Origin of the sequence: Gilliamella sp. Occ4-3 (assembly GCF_001690675.1) — a bacterium.
GTDB classification, from domain to species: Bacteria; Pseudomonadota; Gammaproteobacteria; order Enterobacterales; family Orbaceae; genus Gilliamella; species Gilliamella bombi.
In genome coordinates this window covers 1-19,333 of the sequence record NZ_LZHR01000103.1, presented here as the reverse complement: position 1 = coordinate 19,333, position 19,333 = coordinate 1, and the positions used below count along the sequence as shown (strand labels likewise).

Here is a 19,333-nt window from a genome sequence, read left to right as displayed (position 1 = left end):
TCTTTAATTTACGATGTTAATCCTGCAACCGATAATGGTTTAACTTCAACCAGATTGGTATGCTGTGGATTCGATTTTGCTAGTACTGTTGGGCGCAATGATGTTAACCGATTAATACATCCGCCAATATCAATCCCTATAGAATTGGTTTTTGCCCACATTCCTTGCGGAATCGCAATCACTCCTGGTAATATACGTGGTGTGACTTTAGCAGGAATATACAAACGACCACGATCGTTATAAACTTCAACCAATTGCCCATGCTTAATCTGCCTTTGCTCGGCATCGAATGGATTAATCCAAAGGCTGTTAGCAACAGCTTCACGCAATTGCGGTAAATTACTATAAGAGGAATGGCATTGCCCTTTAGTATGAAATCCAATAAGTTGCAACGGGTATTTTTTACGTTTTGGTTTATCTTCGCTCCCTTCGATAGCAGGCAAATATGCTGGAATTGGGTACAGAACATCTTCAGCATCAAGCTCCCATTTGTTGGCAATATTAGCTAATGCCTCTGAATAGATTTCTATTTTTCCCGACGGCGTGTTTAATGGGTTTTTAATAGGATCATCTCTAAAAGCTTTTAAACCAATTTGTTTATCACTATCGGCAAGCCTACGCTCAATTACTCCCATACCATCGGTATCAGCAAAAGGAGGTAAATTAGGTTCATTTTTTCGCAATTGCTCATAACAATATTCTATCCATTCATCTTGAGAACGACCTTCAGTAAATTTATCTTTTACGCCTAGCTTTTCAGAAAGATCGGTTAATACATCATAAGCTGCACGGTTTTCCCAAAGCGGATTAATTGTACGTTGCATACGAATTAAATAACTATACGCACCAGATGAATAAGAGTTATTAATCAAATCATTATTTTCAACTGATGAAACATCAGGCAGCAATAAATCAGCATATTTGGCTGATGCAGTCATATGCGTATCCCAAACAAGAATAAATTCACATTTAGATTCATCTTGTAAAATTTGGTGAGTACGATTTAGATCTGAATGTTGATTGCCAATTACATTACCAGCATAATTCCAGATAAATTTAATACCTACATCCAACTTCTCCTTACCTTTGAGATAAGAATTTCTAGCTGTCATACTTGGCCCATCTTCAATTGCCTTCGTCCATAGAAAGAAAGGAATACTGGTTTTAACAGGATTTGGAAGGTTAAAACTAGGTATAGGATAAATAACACTCCCACCCCACGTCCCAATATTGGTACCAGGTTTACCAAATTGTCCTGTAATAATAGGTAGCATCATAATCGCACGTGCGGTATGTTCGCCATTTTGCCAGCGCTGTACACCATAACCTTGAGAAATCCATGCAGCTTTAGCGTTAACAATATCCAGTGCTAGCTTACGAATTTGTTCCGCAGGAATACCTGTCTTTTTAGCTGCCCATTCTGGTGTTTTAGGCGTTCTATCGTTACCCAATCCGAGAATATAAGATTTAAAATCACTAAAAGGTGGTGCACTGTCAGGCAATGACTCAGTGTTCCAACCAACACAATATTGATTGAGCATTGCATCATCAATACGATCTTCTTCAAGTAAAGCATAGCCAATAGCAGCAACTAACGCAGCATCGGTACCGGGAATTATCGGGATCCACTCAGCATTATACGCCACCACACTTTCGCTGCGACGGGGATCAATTATAATCACCCGTGCATTACTTTGTTCTAATGCATGAAAAAGCTCTGTAACTTGCCCTCCACCCGACATTCGGGTCTCGGCAATGTTATGTCCAAACATCACAACTAAATCAGAATGCTTTATCTGATCAAGTAAAGAATCCTTAGCATTACCAAAAATATAAGGGCGAATAGCTGAAATCTGCCCACTCGAATAATCGCCATGATAATTTAAAAAACCACCAATTGTACTTAAAAAACGCTTACATGCATTACGCCCAGAAAGATTAGCTCCTGTTGTACCTGAACCATATTGGTAATAAATTGCCTCATTGCCATACTGATTAATGGTATATTTAAGTTTATTGGCTAGTAGACTAATGGCTTGATCCCATGAAATACGTTTAAATTTACCTTCACCACGTTTACCAATGCGCAGCATAGGATACTTTAAACGTTCAGGATCATAAGTTCGCCAACGAACAGATCTACCACGAAGACAAGGGCGAATTTGATGCAAGCCAAAAACGGAATCATCAATCCCATCTTCTGATGATATTTTAGTAATAATATCGTTTTTGACATGAACTTTTAAAGGACAACGGCTACCACAGTTTACTAAACAAGCACTATAAACAATCTTTTCTTCATCTGTGGAATTAGTAAGGATTATCTTACTTCTAGCATTGGTGTTTGGCTCTGCATAGACAAAAGGCAATTGTATATTATTCGTTAGTACAGATACACCTGCTATAGTTAATGATTTTTGTAAAAAATTACGTCGGGTTATTTTATTTTGTAGTTTACTCACATTATTCCCTGATATAAATATGGGATTTGTTGATAATAATACTAAAAAAGAAATAAACAAACTAAAAACGAAAACTGTTTAAATTAATAAGAATCGAATGAAACGATGATTAAATAGATAGCTGTTAGAATTATAATAAGATTAAATCCCATAAAGCGATTTCGGGGAAAACGCTTTATGAGTTTTTAACGGGTTATTCTAACCATAAAGTGTAAATAATCCAGTGTTTTCTAAAAGTCACTCATCCAAGTAAAACAAGCAACCCTGTCACTAGAAGGGTGATTGAATAGAAAATCTACATCACCAAATTGAGCGAAAACATTATATCTTTTACCCTGAGATTCATTAATTACCCAATAGTCGCCAAAATCCCAACCTGCATCACGATAATCATAAATAATTCCCCATTCATTAAACAATCCTCCAACCCATTTATTATTAGAAGAATTCCAATAACTAATTCTGCGTTGATACGTATTGCCTTGTCCTGGCACCCCAAAGTTCCAACCAAAACCATTTGCGTTTGTATAATCTTGTACTTCAGGGACAAAATACGTTTGTGGTGAAGAAAGATTTTTACAAAACGAAAGCGCATTATTGAAATTTTGACCTGTATCCCCTGATTTTACGATAAACCAATGCTCTATTTTAAATTGATAAATCAAGTTTTTTTTTGCTTTATCACTATAAAGTTCAAATCTTGCTGGGTGAAACGTTTTATTTATCGAATTCTGTGTTGGTCCTTTTAAGGTTATCCGAACAATATTACCCTCTAATGCATTATTTTCAGCTGACAATGATAGCGTAATCCCCTTACCTAATACTGGATTTACTTTATTACCATTAATAGCAATCATTTGCCTTGCTGTCATACCTTCAAGTATTAATTTAAAATATAAATTATTTGCTCCAGTTGTAGGGAAATTCTTTGATGCATTGCCAAGGTCTTGTACTTTAAATCCATGATTTGGATCCCATTGTTCCTCTGGACCAGCATATTCGTTCGTACCATAGTTTAAATTAGGTTGAGCATAACACACTAAAGGTTTATCAATATTTGGTTTGATGTAATATGAGTGACTAGCCCCAGTGAATCGACTTTCGTGTGGTATACCGTACGTTGTCCATAACCTAGCATTCGTTGCTGTTAATGTTAGTTTATAAGGTGAATTACAAATATTTAATGGCTTATTTGGTTGTTTTTTTACCTCATTAGTAATATCTTTACCATTTTTGTCTTGCCATTTAATCGTTAATTGACCAGTTGCACTGATGCTACCATCCCCGTCATCATCTCGACCATAATTATATGGCGCATTAACCAAATTAGTTAACGAAACTTCAGGATAATTTGAAACAGGCACTATGGTTTGAATATCAGCGAAAGTGTCGGTTATATTTGGCATTTCTATTGGGTTATCTGTACTTGAGGTATCCACCTTTGCATTTGGGTAAAGAGCGCTATTTATACCTGATGGTATATAGCTACTATTTGGTAAATTGATGCCTAATAATCCTTCAATACTCGTTACCTTGGTCGCTCCACCATCAAACGTTAAATATGGTGCACTACCCTGTATTACTTTATTGGTCGTTGCTGATAAAGCGATTGAGTTATTAGCAGGTAAAAGAAGATAAATGCAAGTAAATAGAGTTAAACGTAAAGAAAAAAATTTTAGAAATGAGAGAAAGCGTTTACATGGAGTATAAAATAGCTGTGACTGACAATTAAAAAGCAATGATCTTAGAGAAATTAAATTTTTTGGTTGTTGAAAAGTATGATTAATCGACATTATACCATTACCTATTCTATTTTGTGAACTTATGATTATTTTAAAAAATTAAATAGTTGAGTTATTATTGACCATTAATTAATGGTGTTTCTGTAGTATTAATGTGTAAAATATCGCCCATAAAGAGGGCGTTGCTTTAATTTTAAACAAAAAATAATTTTATTTAAAGATAAAAAACATTAACTTTTATTAATATTTGTTAAGATTTGTTAAGAGTGTTGATTTTGTTATAGACTATATTGACAATGTAAAACGAAAAATAAATACAACACTTGCTCTAGGTATTAAATTATCAACCGTAATTCACAATTAAAAATACATTATGAATTTATTTGCACATAGAGATTTTAGGTATAAAAATCAATTAAAGGACAGTGCCAACGATTTACTCTCAATAAGTTTCCATCTTAATCATTATGATTAATTTATTATGATAAATACAGTTTAGCATTGCAAATCAAGCCCCTTCACCATTGACCTTGGTCTTATTGAACAAAGATTGGTATAATAGCCGTCATTTATTCGAATAAATAGAAAAACTATGTCACAATCTACTTATAATGCCGTTGATATTGAAGTCTTAAAAGGGCTTGATCCTGTTCGTCATCGTCCTGGAATGTACACTGACACAAGCCGACCAAACCATTTAGGGCAAGAAGTCATTGATAACAGTGTTGATGAAGCTATCGCAGGTCATGCTCGTAAAGTTAAGGTTACCCTTTTTCAAGATAATTCACTAGAAGTTATCGACGATGGGCGAGGAATGCCGGTTGATATTCACCCTGAAGAAGGTGTACCAGCGATTGAATTATTGCTTTGTCGTTTACATGCTGGCGGAAAGTTCTCGAACAAAAATTACCAATTTTCAGGTGGCTTACATGGTGTAGGTATTTCGGTAGTCAATGCATTATCAAAACGTGTTGAAGTTACAGTTCATCGTGATGGACAAGTGTACGAAATAGCTTTTGAAAACGGTAATAAAGTTGAAGATCTGCATATTACGGGCACTTGTGGTCGTCGTAATACAGGTACCAAAGTTCATTTTTGGCCTGACGAAAAATATTTTGATTCGCCTAGATTTTCTGTCCCACGCTTATCACATCTACTAAAAGCTAAAGCGGTGCTTTGCCCTGGCCTTGAAATTATTTTTAAAGATGAAATCAATAATACCGAACAACGTTGGTGTTATGAAGATGGCCTAAAAGATTATCTAATGGAATCTGTCAGCGGTTACTCTCTTTTACCTGAAACGCCTTTTACAGGTAATCATACTGGCGAAACAGAAGCTGTAGAATGGGCACTGCTTTGGATGCCAGAAGGTGGAGAATTATTAACTGAAAGTTACGTTAACTTAATCCCAACCGTACAAGGTGGCACCCATGTTAATGGTTTACGCCAAGGATTATTAGACTCAATGCGTGAGTTTTGTGAGTTTCGCAATTTGTTACCACGAGGACTAAAATTAACCGCCGATGATATATGGGAACGCTGTGCCTATGTTATTTCAGTCAAAATACAAGAGCCTCAGTTTGCGGGTCAAACTAAAGAGCGCTTATCATCGCGCCAAAGTGCGGCATTTGTTTCGGCTATTGTGAAAGATGCATTTAGTCTTTGGTTGAATCAAAATGTACAAATAGCCGAATTACTAGCTGAAATGGTAATTTCAAGTGCACAAAAACGCTTAAAAGCGTCCAAAAAAGTCATTCGAAAGAAATTAACCAGTGGTCCTGCATTACCAGGCAAATTGGCCGATTGCTCATCACAAGACTTAAGTCGTACTGAACTTTTTTTAGTGGAAGGAGATTCTGCGGGAGGTTCGGCTAAACAAGCGCGAGATCGTGAATATCAAGCCATTATGCCTCTTAAAGGCAAAATTTTAAATACATGGGAAGTCTCGTCCGATGAAGTACTAGGCTCACAAGAAATCCATGATATTTCTGTTGCTATCGGTATCGATCCAGATAGCGATGATTTAAGCCAATTACGTTATGGTAAAATCTGTATTTTAGCCGATGCCGACTCAGATGGACTACATATTGCAACATTACTTTGTGCTTTATTTGTTCGGCACTTTCGTACGATGGTTGAACATGGGCATGTCTTTGTTGCTATGCCGCCGCTTTACCGCATCGATTTAGGAAAAGAAGTTCATTACGCCCTAGATGAAGAAGAAAAAGAAGGCATTTTAGAACAGCTTAAACGTAAAAAAGGCAAGCCCAATGTGCAGCGCTTTAAAGGTCTAGGTGAAATGAATCCACTACAACTACGCGAAACAACAATGGATCCCAATACGCGTCGTTTAGTACAGCTTTCGCTTGATGATGCTGAGCAAACGATGGCATTAATGGATATGCTACTTGCTAAAAAACGCTCAGAAGATCGTCGCGAATGGTTACAAGAAAAAGGCGATCAAGTTGAACTTGATGTCTAATAAACTGAATGATTTAGAGGAACAATAATGAGTGAGATAACTCATGACGGAGTAGAAATCCAGTCGTTACGCACTTTTACCGAAAGCGCCTATTTAAACTACTCAATGTACGTCATTATGGATCGTGCATTGCCATTTATTGGAGATGGCTTAAAACCAGTGCAACGACGCATTGTTTATGCTATGTCTGAATTAGGACTTAACGCACAAGCCAAATTTAAAAAATCTGCGCGTACCGTCGGGGATGTGCTTGGTAAATATCATCCTCATGGTGATAGTGCCTGTTATGAAGCGATGGTGCTCATGGCGCAACCATTTTCATATCGCTATCCATTAGTTGATGGGCAAGGTAACTGGGGGGCTCCTGATGATCCTAAATCATTCGCCGCTATGCGTTACACTGAATCACGTTTGTCAAAATATGCCGAACTACTATTAGGTGAACTAGGACAAGGAACGGTTGATTATACGCCTAACTTTGATGGTACTTTACAAGAACCTAAAATGTTACCGGCTAGATTACCCAACATTTTATTAAATGGTACAACAGGTATCGCGGTCGGCATGGCAACTGATATACCGCCTCATAACCTCCGTGAAGTCGCGAATGCGGCAATTATGCTTGCTGATAACCCCAATGCGACGCTCAACGAAGTAATGGCTCACATACAAGGCCCCGATTTCCCAACAGAAGCTGAAATTATTACTTCACCAGAAGACATAGCGAAAATCTATAAAACGGGGCGTGGTTCAATCCGTATGCGTGCTGTTTGGAAGAAAGAAGAAGGTGATATTGTAATTACAGATCTGCCTCATCAAGTTTCGGGTGCTAAAATCTTAGAACAAATAGCTTCTCAGATGCGAGCCAAAAAACTACCTTTAATTGAAGATTTACGTGATGAGTCTGATCACGAAAATCCAACTCGTCTGGTCATTGTGCCACGTTCAAATCGAGTAGATTTAGAGCAAGTGATGAATCATCTATTTGCCACAACCGATCTCGAAAAAAGTTATCGGGTTAATATGAATATGATTGGGCTTGATAATCGCCCATCAGTAAAAGGCTTAGTTGAAATTCTTACTGAATGGTTAGAGTATCGAAAAAATACTGTCACTCGACGTTTAAATTACCGTTTAGATAAAATATTAAAAAGACTCCATATTCTCGATGGCTTATTAATTGCCTTTTTAAATATCGATGAAGTCATCGAAATTATTCGTCACGAAGATGAGCCTAAACAAGAATTAATTAATCGTTTTGCTTTAACTGAAATTCAAGCCGAAGCGATTTTAGAGTTAAAACTTCGCCATTTAGCCAAACTTGAAGAGATGCGCATTAAAGGCGAACAAAGTGAGCTTGCAAAAGAGCGTGATCATCTGCAAGCTTTGTTAGCTTCGCCTAAAAAATTGAGTAATTTAATTAAAAAAGAGCTAAAAGAGGATGCTGAAAAATATGGTGATGACCGTCGTTCTCCAATTGTTGAGCGCAGTGAAGCTAAAGCTATTAGTGAACAAGAGTTAACACCATCTGAACCTGTTACTGTCGTTTTATCTGAAATGGGTTGGGTAAGAACAGCAAAAGGTCATGATATTGATCCTGCTGGTTTAAGTTATAAATCTGGTGATAGTTTTAAAGCTGCCGCCAAAGGCAAAAGTAATCAACCTGTTATTTTCATCGATTCAACGGGACGTAGTTATGCTATAGAACCAAACACGTTACCATCAGCACGAAGTCAAGGCGAACCATTAACTGGTAAATTAGCACTACCCGCTGGTGCAACAGTTGAACATGTGCTCATGTCTCAAAATGATGATCAAAAATTATTACTTGCTTCAAGTGCTGGTTATGGATTTATTGGTCAATTTAGTGATTTGATTGCTCGCAATCGTAATGGTAAAGCAATTATTAATTTGCCTAAAGAATCTAAAATATTACCACCAATTGAAATCACATCTGAAGATAGTTTACTACTATCAATCACCAAAGCAGGCCGAATGCTCATATTTCCTGTAAAAGATTTACCTGAACTTGCTAAAGGTAAAGGAAATAAAATAGTATCACTTTCAGGTGCTGATGACTGCCTTGCTTATACTATATTAATTACACAAGACACTTCAATAACGTTATATGTTGGTAAACGCAAACTTACATTATATCCTGCTGATTTACAAAAATTTAAGGCAGAGCGAGCACGAAAAGGTACACCGTTACCAAGAGGTTTACAAAAGATAGATAAAATAGAGGTGAACGAATAATATGTCTTTTATCTGGGCAATAATTGCAGGCTTTGTTTTGAGCACTGTATTAAAAACAGGATGGGGATTTATTCTTGGGCTTTTTGTTGGACCAATGCTTTACCGCACGTTTTGTAATAAATTGACCGAACAAAGAACACAAGCAAATCCAACACTTTATTTAACTGTTGTTTTTGAAGTTCTAGGTCACTTAAGTAAAGCTAAAGGGGTCGTCACACAAGATGATATTAATCTTGCTAGTCAATTTATGGATAGATTACAACTTGACCGAAACGGCCGAAAACTAGCACAAGATTCATTTAATAATGGTAAAGCAAGTGACTACCCACTAAGATCTCGTTTGGCTGAGCTATACGCACAATATCGTTTTCGACGTAATGTGTTAAATATTTTTTGTGAGCAATTGATCCAAGCCGCATTAGTTGATGGCGTTTTAGACGAAAAAGAACAACAAATTTTATTTATTGTGGCTGAAGAATTTAATATTCCACGTCAACAAATGGCAATATATATCCAAATGATGATGGGAAGTTATCACTTCCGTCAAAATGGCTATAGTAACCAACACGGACAACGAGGCCAATACCAACGCAGTAATAATTATGGAAATTATCAAGGTCGCTCACCACAATCCGACCTACAAAATGCTTACAAAATTTTAGGTGTTGCAGCTACAGCTGAAATCTCAGAAATAAAAAGAGCTTATCGTAAATTAATGAATGAGCATCATCCTGACAAGTTAGTATCGAAAGGCTTACCGAAAGAGATGCTTGAAGCCGCCAAAAAACGTGCACAAGAGATTCAAGCGGCCTATGATCTTATCAAAGCATCACGTGGATTTAAGTAGAGACTATCATCATGATGCATTGGCGATCAATTTTACGAATTATCGGTTTATTAGTATCCCTATTATCGATATTCATGTTATTACCAGCACTTGTTGCATTAATCTATCGCGATGGGGCTGGTGCAATTTTTGTTCGCTCTTTTTTTGTTGCCTTAATTTTAGGAATTGCACTATGGTTTCCTAATCGTAATCATCGCCACGAGCTGAGCACACGCGAAGGCTTTTTTATCGTCGTACTATTTTGGGTTGTTCTAGGATCAATTGGCGCTTTTCCTTTTATTTTTGATACACATATTAATTTAAATTTAAATACTGCATTTTTTGAATCATTTTCAAGCTTAACCACAACTGGTGCCACCACAATTGTTAAGTTAGATCATCTACCTAAAGCTTTACTTTTCTATCGCCAATTATTGCAATGGCTTGGAGGAATGGGGATTATTGTGCTAGCTGTTGCTATCTTACCATTACTGGGGGTAGGGGGAATGCAACTTTATCGTGCCGAAATTCCCGGTCCGCAAAAAGACAGTAAAATGCGTCCACGTATTGCTGAAACAGCTAAAACACTTTGGTCAATTTATATTTTGCTAACAACGCTTTGTGCTATTTGTCTCTGGCTGGCTGGTATGAATGTATTTGATGCTGTGTCACATAGTTTCTCCACGATATCAATGGGAGGGTTTTCAACCCATGATGATAATTTAGCCTATTTTAACAGTCCAGTAATCAATTACATCGTCACCCTCTTTTTGATTTTATCTGGTTGTAATTTTGCGCTCCATTTTGCCGCACTAAGTGGCTTTTCGATTAAAGAGTACTGGCGTGATCAAGAGTTCAGAATATTTATATTTATTCTACTGATACTAGTTGCTATCTGCACAATTGTTATTTATTTCTATAAACCACACCGCCTGAGCATTGATAAAATTATTTTACAAGTGGTATCTATATCATCAACAGCAGGCTTTAGTGTCGATGATATCAACACATGGCCATCATCATTACCAATCTTTTTATTGTGTGCTTCATTTATTGGTGGTTGTGCGGGATCAACGGGTGGCGGTTTAAAAGTGGTTCGTGTGTTAATTTTGTTTATGCAAGGCTCACGTGAACTAAAGCGCCTTATTCATCCTAACGCTATTTATACTTTAAAATTAAATAATCGCGTGGTTTCTGAACGCATAATTGAAGCGATTTGGGGATTCTTTTCTGCATATACGTTGGTCTTTTTAGTTAGCTTATTTATTATTATGGCAACAGGCATTGATGCCACTGACTCTTTTTACATAGTAGCATCATCACTTAACAATTTAGGGGTCGGTCTTGGTAGTGTAAGTGATAATTTTGCTAGTGTTAGTGATATAGTAAAATGGGTAATGGTGGTTGACATGTTATTTGGGCGATTAGAAATATTTACCTTACTAGTTTTATTCACACCAACATTTTGGAAAAGCTAAATTTATACTGAAACACATAGTTACCTGAAAGTTTTTAACAAGATATGCAATTTTTATAAATATTTTATTGATTATTTGCTCAATTACAGACAGAATTACAACGCAGCATGTGCTGTATTTATTAGAGGTAATCACCTGACATATGGAATGGATCATGGATCCTACAATCTGGATTGGCTTATCCACTCTGGTTGTACTTGAAATCGTCCTTGGCATTGATAATATTGTTTTTATAGCCATTCTTGCCGAGAAACTTCCACCCCAACAACGAGATAAAGCCCGCGTTACTGGTCTTGCTTTTGCATTAATCACTCGAATTTTATTATTAATGTTTACGGGTTGGTTAGTCACACTCACTACACCGCTATTTTCGATATCCGAGATCAGTTTTAATGCCCGACAACTAATTATGCTAATTGGTGGTATATTCTTGCTATTTAAAGCTACCATGGAGCTCAATGAACGCCTTGAAGGCACATCAAATGAGGATGGTAAACCTAAAAAGACATCCCACTTCTGGACTGTCGTTGCTCAAATAGTTGTACTTGATGCTGTGTTCTCGCTTGATTCTGTCATTACAGCTGTTGGAATGGTCGAACATATCCCAGTGATGATTATTGCCGTTTGTATAGCAATAGGCATTATGATGGTTGCAAGCAAACCATTGGCTAATTTTGTCAACGCCCATCCAACCATTGTGATCCTATGTTTGAGCTTCTTATTAATGATAGGATTTAGCCTTGTTGCCGAAGGTTTTGATTTTATTATTCCAAAAGGTTACTTATATGCGGCGATCGGTTTCTCAATCATGATTGAATTTTTTAATCAATTAGCCATATTAAATCGCCGTAGAGCATTAAATAAAAAACCGCTACGAGAACGAACTGCCGAAGCTATTTTACATCTACTAAAAGGTGATGCTGAGGAAGATCCCGATACTCATAATATTGATATCGTATCTGATGCTAATAAAAAAGTATCAGTGTTTAATCATCAAGAACTCAGCATGGTTGAACGAGTACTTGGACTTGCACAGCGTTCGGTCAGTAGCATTATGACATCTCGACTTGATGTTGATATGATCAATATTAATGACGATCGTGATGTTATAATAAAAGAAATCTTTGATAATCCCCATTCTCGTTTAGTTGTCACTGATAATGACTCAATTGATGAGCCTTTAGGCATTATCCAAGTTAATGACCTTTTAAAAGATGTGCTACAAAGCAAAGCACCGATCGATATACACTCACTAATCAAACAACCTTTAATCTTTCCAGAAACCGTATCGTTACTGGTTGCATTAGAACAATTTAAAAAGGCCAAAACTCATTTTGCTTTTGTGGTTGATGAATTTGGTTCAATGCAAGGGGTTGTTTCGGTAACGGATATTATCGAAACCATTGCTGGCGATTTCCCAACAGAAGAAGAGGAAATTGATGCTAAACATGATATTCAATGTCTAGATGATAATAGCTGGATTGCTAATGGTTATATTCCAGTTGAAGAGCTAGTCCGTTTTGTACCAATACCGATTGATGATAAACGTGAATATCATACCCTAGCAGGGTTATTAATGGAAAAAGCTCAACATTTACTCAATGTTGGCGAAACCTTGCAAATTGGCGATTATTTATTTGAAGTAGCTGAAATAGAAAGTCATAGAATTCTTAAAGTAAAAATCACGTTAAATAAACCTGATTCTGTAGCATTATAATACAGCAAAGAGAAATAACTAGAATAACGCTTGACCAAAATAAATAACTAGCAATAATTGACGCTGAAAAATTTTTGTTTATTTGAAGGTGCGGAGTAAATACTCCTCATCTTTTTTATTTTTCCCCTTTAGTAAAAAAATAGGTAAAACTGTTTATAAACTTTTACTCTTACTTATCAATCTAAATTAGGCCTAAACTTATGAAGTCAATATTCGAAAAAACCTTTCAATTGAAAGAGAAAAAAACAACTATCGGTACTGAAATTATCGCTGGTTGTACTACCTTTTTAACAATGGTTTATATCATCTTCGTGAATCCTTCCATCTTATCAGCAACAGGTATGGATACTTCTGCTGTTTTTGTTCTAACTTGTATCGTAACAGCCTTTGCTACCATTTTAATGGGGCTATTTGCCAATTTACCAATTGCATTAGCACCTGCCATGGGGCTTAACGTCTTTTTTGCCTATGGCATATGTGGGGCAATGGGCTATTCTTGGCAAATTGGTATGGGAGCGATATTTTGGGGTTCTTTAATCTTTTTTGCGTTATCACTATTTAAAGTTCGTCACTGGTTAATTGAACATATTCCACAATGTTTGCGTGTAGGTATTAGTGCAGGTATTGGACTATTTATTGCTTTTATGGGATTTCAAAATATGGGCATTGTAGTCGCTTCTCCTTCCACACTATTAACTATGGGGAATATCTTATCGCTTAAAGTCCTATTAGGATCACTAGGTTTTTTTATCATTGTTATTTTAGCGGCTCGTAACTTTCATGCAGCAGTATTAATTTCAATTTTAGTTGTAACTTTATTAGCACTATGGCTCGATCCAAATATCAGTTACCAAGGTATTATATCTATGCCACCAAGTGTAACTAGCGTTGTTGGTCATGTAGATTTAGCTGGCTCGCTTAATATCGGTATCATGGGCGTTATTTTTTCAATAATGATTGTCAGCTTATTCGACTCATCAGGCACTATTTTAGCACTAACAGATAAAGCAGGCATTAGTGACGAAAAAGGTCGATTCCCCAAAATGCGTCAAGCGCTGTTAATTGATAGTTTTAGCTCCTCTTTAGGTGGATTATTTGGTACATCATCAGTGTTAACCTATATTGAAAGTTCTGCAGGTATCTCTGTGGGTGGTCGAACAGGATTAACCGCAGTAGTAGTTGGACTATTATTCTTATTGGTAGCCTTTTTCTCGCCACTGGCACATTTAGTACCTACCTATGCAACATCAGGCGCACTTATCTTTGTTGGGATCTTAATGGTTTCCAGCCTAGTTAAAGTTAACTGGTCTGACTTAACAGAGGCAACACCCGCTTTTATTACAGCAATTATGATGCCATTTGCCTTTGCAATTACTGAAGGGGTTGCACTAGGTTTTATCTCTTATGTAGTGTTAAAAACCTTTACTGGCAAATTTAAACAATTAAATCTTTGTGTAATAATTTTTGCTTTACTATTTGCTTTAAAATTTATTTTTATTGATCATCATTAAAAATCTCCCCATCGTTACTTACGATGGGAAGATTTTTTAAGAAATTAACACATTGGATACTTATGGTTAATATAAAGGATCAACTCCACTTAGCTCTCTAATGATGAAATTTCCTGTTTTTCCAACGTCTAGTGTTGTTTTTAGCCATGGCAAAATTGTATGCATTTGTTCGTGTAATTTCCATGGTGGGTTAATTACTATCATCCCTGATGCTGTCATGCCTTTTTGGTTATTATCAGGCTTTATTGCCAGCTCAAATTGTGAAATTCGTTTTATGCCTAAGTTAACAATATTATCAATCATTTTTTGAGTTTGTGTACGAGATACCACAGGATACCAAATTAAGTAAACACCTGTTGCAAAACGTTTATATGCTTCAAATAATGCTGCAGGGATTTTTTGATAATCGTCTTTAATTTCATAAGAAGGATCAATCAATATTATTCCACGACGAGATAGTGGAGGTAACTTTGATTTTAATTGGGAAAATCCATCTTCACGTAAAACTTTTGTTCGTTTATCTTTACTAAATTCTTGTTTTAATAAAGGGTAATCAGTTGGGTGTAACTCTGTAAGGTTGAGCTTGTCTTGTTCACGTAATAATTGCTTCGCAATTAATGGTGAACCAGGATAATATTTTATTTCCTCAAAAGGATTATAGCGTCTTAGTACCGATATGTATGTATTAAGCAATTCAGGAATATTAGATTGTTGCCATAGTAAATTAATTCCTGATAAATATTCACCCGTTTTTTCTGCATGCTCACTTCTTAATAGATATCGTCCAGCCCCCGAGTGTGTATCTAAATATAAAAAAGGCTTTTCTTTTTCCTTTAATGATTCAATACATAATGTTAAAACAATATGTTTTAATACATCTGCATGATTTCCTGCATGGTAACTGTGGCGGTAGCTTAGCATAGGGAATCTACTCTCTTTTTTTCATTTTTTTGCATATAAAAGGTTATTAAGGATAAACAAAGAAGACAAGGAATTTCCATTAATTCTTCAATGAGATCTTTTCGCTCTTTTGTTATAACTAGAAATTCATGTCCAATACGGCGATGTTCAGCAATATCAGCTATACCTAAGAATAAAAAAGCAAAGAATATATGCCAAAATGGTATTTTTTCGTATTTGTAGCGACGAGCAATTTCTCGGCGAATCGTGGGTAAAAATATACTTAGTATTGGGATCGCTATTAATATACTAGCAATGATTTTATAATAGAAACGAGGTACCTCAGGGAAAAAGTCTCTTCCCCAACTAATTCCTCGACCAAAAAGCATAAACCACCAGAAAATTGTCCAAATCCAAAATCTATAAAGCTCAGAATGTTCAGATACTCGTTTTGCATAATAATAGGTATAACAGCACATAAATAATAAGAAGAGAGATTGAATATGTTCAATCACTACAACCGTCATTCCATTGTATAAAGGTATGAACCAATTTCCCGTAATATATAGGATAATGCCAAGAGTGAGAATTAATAACGAACTTTTGTAAAAATGAAAATCTAACTTACACATATAATATCTTAGTACTAAATGGCACTTTTAAGTTTGAGTATAGTACCGCATTTACGACATAAATAACTAGTTTTATTATTTTGAATTTTGTTGTGTCTGATTGAGGTTAATTGATGTTGTTGACAACTGCAGTAGTATAAATAAGTATTGCGTTGAATAGGAAAACGGTGAGTTGTTGCAGGGATTTTTCCTAATATTTCTGACATAATATATTGCCATTCTTTACCATGTGGTTTTACTTTGCCAAACTCTTTAAAGACAATGAGATGTGCTAATTCGTGAGGCACAACTTCCTCAATAAATTGAGTACCATTATCTAGCAACATAATCGAATTAAGTTGAATTTCCCAACGTGTTAAAAAGGCACTACCAGCAATACTGCCTTTGGGTTTATAAATGATCTTAGGCTCTTTATATTGGGAATGTAGACGTTGATTGGCTTGCATTAAGTGAGTTCTTAAACAAGCCATAGTTTGATTATGTAAATAAATTGGTATGCGTTTATAGTCCTGCTGCATCACGTAGTAGTGCCGCTTTATCAGTTTTTTCCCAAGGGAATATATCTCGACCAAAATGACCGTAACTTGCAGTTTGTTGATAGATCGGTTGAATTAGCTCAAGCATTTGGATCAATCCATAAGGTCTTAAATCAAAGAAGTCTTTGATAAGCGATACAATTTTATCGTGATGGATTTTTTCTGTGCCGAAAGTATTGACATAGATTGATGTAGGATTGGCAATACCAATTGCATAAGATATTTGTAATTCACATCTGTCAGCAAGTCCTGCAGCAACAATATTCTTTGCAACATAGCGTGCGGCATAAGCTGCTGAGCGGTCAACTTTTGAAGGATCTTTTCCAGAAAAGGCACCACCACCATGACGAGCTGCTCCACCGTACGTATCGACAATGATTTTGCGTCCAGTTAGTCCACAGTCTCCCATAGGGCCACCAATAACAAAACGTCCAGTTGGATTAATAAAGTATTTTGTTCTAGGTGTTAACCATTCGGCTGGCAATGTCGGTTTAATGATTTCTTCCATGACGGCTTCATGTAATGCTTTTTGCTCAATACCTTCTGAATGCTGAGTTGATAGAACGATTGTATCAACACCTTTTATCCGACCGTCTTGGTAAATTAATGTTACTTGGCTTTTTGCATCAGGTCTTAACCAAGGAAGTGTACCATTTTTTCTAACTTCTGCTTGGCGGCGCATTAAGTCATGAGCATAGCTTATAGCAGCAGGCATTAGATTTGGCATTTCATTGGTAGCATAACCAAACATAATACCTTGGTCACCAGCACCTTGCTCTAGAGGATCGTTTCGATCAACTCCTTGATTGATATCCGGAGATTGTTTACCAATAGCATTAAGCACCGCACATGAATTTGCATCAAATCCCATTTCTGAACTGGTATATCCAATATCATTAATTGTTTTTCGAGTTAATTCTTCAATGTCTACCCAAGCTGAAGTAGTGATTTCACCGCCAACTAAGGCCATACCAGTTTTTACATATGTTTCGCAAGCAACACGCGCTTTCGGATCTTGTTTTAAAATTGCATCAAGTACAGCATCAGATATCTGATCGGCAATTTTATCTGGATGACCTTCTGAAACAGATTCTGAAGTAAATAGAAACTCTGACATAGAATACCCTCTTAACTTATTCTTGCACAATATTCGAAATATAATATTTAGCTTTAGTAAGTATTTATTTTAGCAGTTTTACCGTCTAGACGTCTAGTTTATAATTTATGGAACTAAATGCAACATTAGCTTGGGTAAAATACTTGCATTAATTTTTAATCAATTTACGATATGACGCGTTTCTAATTTATTATTTAATATCCTATAGCTAAAATGAATATCGTAAAACAATCTCCTTCAGTGTTAATATTTGATTCAGGTATTGGTGGTTTATCTGTTTATAATGAAATTTACAATAAACTACCTAATGCACACTATATCTATGTATTCGATAATGAGATGTTCCCTTATGGTGATAAATCATCAGAGTTTTTAATTAATAGAGTGAACTCTGTCATTGAGGCTGTTACTAAATTTTATCCAATTGATTTAGCAGTTATTGCTTGTAATACAGCTAGTACTATTTGTTTACCTAGTTTGCGCGCTAAATTTTCTTTCCCTATTATTGGTGTTGTACCAGCGATTAAACCAGCTAGCTTACTTACTAAAAATAAATGTATAGGATTATTAGCAACAAAGGCAACAGTTGAAAGAACTTATATAACCGATTTAATACAGCAATTTGCTTCGCATTGTACTGTTAAAATGTTAGGTTTATCGGAATTAGCACTTATAGCCGAAAATAAATTACAAGGCATTAATGTAGATATGAAACAGTTAAAAGAACTAATGCAACCTTGGCTTGGGTTACAAACAATCCCTGATACAATAGTACTAGGTTGTACGCATTATCCTTTTATTAAGACAGAATTACAGACGCTTTTTCCTCAGGCGAGCCTAATAGATTCAGGTTATGCGATTGCGACAAGAGTCTGTAATTTACTAAATGATAAATATAATCTGGACCAAATAATTCCTTCTGCGTCCAAAAATATTGTATTAAGCACAGTTTATACTCAGCCTGTAGAAAATTTGATTAAAAAATTATCTGATTACAATCTAAATAAATATCAAAACATTAAAGTTCAGTAAGATTAAAACTTGCGCGACCAGATGGCTATTTTATCTTTTTTGCTTGCTAAAAAAAAAGAAGCCCTTATAATGCGCACCCACTGACACGCAGTCAGCGACAAGCAGACGGAAAGTTAGTGATTAAGTGAGATCAAAAATTTTAAAAAAAGATCTTGACGAATAAAAAAGGTTAGCGTAGTATACGCAACCCTTGAGACAGCGAGATAAATCAACAAAAGGTTGATAAGGAACATAAGCTGTCAGCTCTTTAAAAATAAGAAACAGACAATCTGTGTGGGCACTTGCGAGACGAAAGATTAAAGTCTACGGACTAAAAAAATTAAGTCTTGATAAGTGACACTGAAGATTCATTTGAATATGTCAGAGACAGTTATTGAGCATCAAACTTTAAATTGAAGAGTTTGATCATGGCTCAGATTGAACGCTGGCGGCAGGCTTAACACATGCAAGTCGAACGGTAACATGAGTGCTTGCACTTGATGACGAGTGGCGGACGGGTGAGTAAGGTATGGGGATCTGCCGAATGGAGGGGGACAACAGTTGGAAACGACTGCTAATACCGCATAAAGTTGAGAGACCAAAGCATGGGACCTACGGGCCATGCGCCATTTGATGAACCCATATGGGATTAGCTAGTTGGTG

The 19,333-nt window shown here is 36.1% G+C and carries 13 protein-coding genes and 1 rRNA gene; 8 read left to right on the top strand and 6 right to left on the bottom strand.

What is annotated here, in order from left to right:
• Positions 1 to 8: 8 nt before the first annotated feature.
• Positions 9 to 2,462 (bottom strand): DMSO/selenate family reductase complex A subunit, encoded by a 2,454-nt coding sequence (locus tag A9G44_RS10065; RefSeq protein ID WP_081298319.1) that lies wholly within the window; start codon positions 2,460 to 2,462, stop codon positions 9 to 11.
• Between the two features lie 230 nt (positions 2,463 to 2,692).
• Positions 2,693 to 4,255, bottom strand: a complete 1,563-nt coding sequence (locus tag A9G44_RS10060) for a hypothetical protein (protein ID WP_065610815.1) — start codon at positions 4,253 to 4,255, stop codon at positions 2,693 to 2,695.
• Positions 4,256 to 4,796: 541 nt separating this feature from the next.
• Between A9G44_RS10060 and parE the strand changes: the two genes are divergently transcribed.
• The 6 genes from parE (at position 4,797) to A9G44_RS10030 (ending at position 14,474) form a co-directional block, all read left to right on the top strand.
• Positions 4,797 to 6,686, top strand: a complete 1,890-nt coding sequence (parE, locus tag A9G44_RS10055) for a DNA topoisomerase IV subunit B (protein ID WP_065610813.1) — start codon at positions 4,797 to 4,799, stop codon at positions 6,684 to 6,686.
• 27 nt (positions 6,687 to 6,713) lie between these two features.
• Entirely contained in the window at positions 6,714 to 8,942 is a 2,229-nt protein-coding gene (gene parC / locus A9G44_RS10050) for a DNA topoisomerase IV subunit A (RefSeq protein WP_065610811.1), read from the top strand.
• A gap of 1 nt (position 8,943) precedes the next feature.
• The gene (gene djlA, locus A9G44_RS10045; protein ID WP_034913354.1) at positions 8,944 to 9,789 is read left to right on the top strand and encodes a co-chaperone DjlA; all 846 of its coding nucleotides are present in this window, start codon (positions 8,944 to 8,946) and stop codon (positions 9,787 to 9,789) included.
• A 14-nt stretch (positions 9,790 to 9,803) separates the two neighbouring features.
• Positions 9,804 to 11,246 carry a TrkH family potassium uptake protein gene (locus tag A9G44_RS10040; RefSeq protein WP_065610854.1) on the top strand — a complete coding sequence of 481 codons (1,443 nt, stop codon included), beginning with the start codon at positions 9,804 to 9,806 and terminating at the stop codon, positions 11,244 to 11,246.
• A gap of 142 nt (positions 11,247 to 11,388) precedes the next feature.
• Entirely contained in the window at positions 11,389 to 12,963 is a 1,575-nt protein-coding gene (locus A9G44_RS10035; protein ID WP_065610809.1) for a TerC family protein, read from the top strand.
• Between the two features lie 200 nt (positions 12,964 to 13,163).
• Complete coding sequence (locus A9G44_RS10030; protein WP_065610808.1) at positions 13,164 to 14,474, top strand: NCS2 family permease; 1,311 nt, start codon at positions 13,164 to 13,166, stop codon at positions 14,472 to 14,474.
• A gap of 66 nt (positions 14,475 to 14,540) precedes the next feature.
• Here A9G44_RS10030 and A9G44_RS10025 read toward each other — a convergent pair whose 3' ends face one another.
• From A9G44_RS10025 to metK, 4 genes are all read right to left on the bottom strand, one after another.
• Positions 14,541 to 15,395: a 23S rRNA (adenine(2030)-N(6))-methyltransferase RlmJ gene (locus tag A9G44_RS10025; protein ID WP_065610806.1), complete on the bottom strand. Its 855-nt coding sequence runs from the start codon at positions 15,393 to 15,395 to the stop codon at positions 14,541 to 14,543.
• Complete coding sequence (locus A9G44_RS10020) at positions 15,389 to 15,889, bottom strand: hypothetical protein (RefSeq protein WP_143426385.1); 501 nt, start codon at positions 15,887 to 15,889, stop codon at positions 15,389 to 15,391. Before A9G44_RS10020 ends, A9G44_RS10025 begins: the two co-directional genes overlap by 7 nt.
• 131 nt (positions 15,890 to 16,020) lie before the next feature.
• Positions 16,021 to 16,524, bottom strand: a complete 504-nt coding sequence (locus tag A9G44_RS10015) for a SprT family zinc-dependent metalloprotease (protein ID WP_034913345.1) — start codon at positions 16,522 to 16,524, stop codon at positions 16,021 to 16,023.
• Positions 16,508 to 17,659 carry a methionine adenosyltransferase gene (metK, locus tag A9G44_RS10010; protein ID WP_065610803.1) on the bottom strand — a complete coding sequence of 384 codons (1,152 nt, stop codon included), beginning with the start codon at positions 17,657 to 17,659 and terminating at the stop codon, positions 16,508 to 16,510. The genes A9G44_RS10015 and metK overlap by 17 nt, the downstream gene beginning before the upstream one ends.
• 213 nt (positions 17,660 to 17,872) lie before the next feature.
• Here metK and murI point away from each other — a divergent pair, with 213 nt between their 5' ends.
• Positions 17,873 to 18,691 carry a glutamate racemase gene (gene murI, locus A9G44_RS10005; RefSeq protein ID WP_065610801.1) on the top strand — a complete coding sequence of 273 codons (819 nt, stop codon included), beginning with the start codon at positions 17,873 to 17,875 and terminating at the stop codon, positions 18,689 to 18,691.
• A 389-nt stretch (positions 18,692 to 19,080) separates the two neighbouring features.
• A 16S ribosomal RNA gene (locus A9G44_RS10000) occupies positions 19,081 to 19,333 on the top strand; the annotation flags it as partial.